This window comes from Cellulomonas sp. GbtcB1 (assembly GCF_019091725.1).
Classification (GTDB): domain Bacteria; phylum Actinomycetota; class Actinomycetes; order Actinomycetales; family Cellulomonadaceae; genus Cellulomonas.
Genome location: NZ_JAGXJG010000311.1, coordinates 1 through 261, shown reverse-complemented (window position 1 = coordinate 261; position 261 = coordinate 1). Strand labels below are relative to the sequence as shown.

Genomic DNA, 261 nt, shown 5'->3' with positions numbered 1-261 from the left:
CGCCCCGTGCCCGCCCCGGCGGTCAGGTGCGTGACGACGCCCCCGACGGACCAGCCGCGGCGCAGTGTCGGCGCCGACCACGCCCCGGGGGGCAGGGCGGCCAGCTCCGCGGCGAACCGCGCCCGCTCCTCCCGGATGGCCGACCAGTACCGCTCGGGTTCCCAGGGGGCCATGTGCGCTCCGCGTCCTCGGTGGGCCCCGCCGGTCAGGCGGGGAGGTCGAGCTCGCCCCGCACGATGCTGTCACCCGAGTGGGCCGGAT

Annotated in this window: 1 protein-coding gene; it reads right to left on the bottom strand. The window is 78.9% G+C overall.

Annotation, left to right across the window (positions count from 1 at the left end; all coding sequences use genetic code 11):
• Positions 1–173 (bottom strand): maleylpyruvate isomerase N-terminal domain-containing protein (locus KVT14_RS23660; protein WP_217617311.1); only part of this gene is annotated, 173 nt, incomplete at its 3' end.
• Positions 174–261 lie beyond the last annotated feature (88 nt).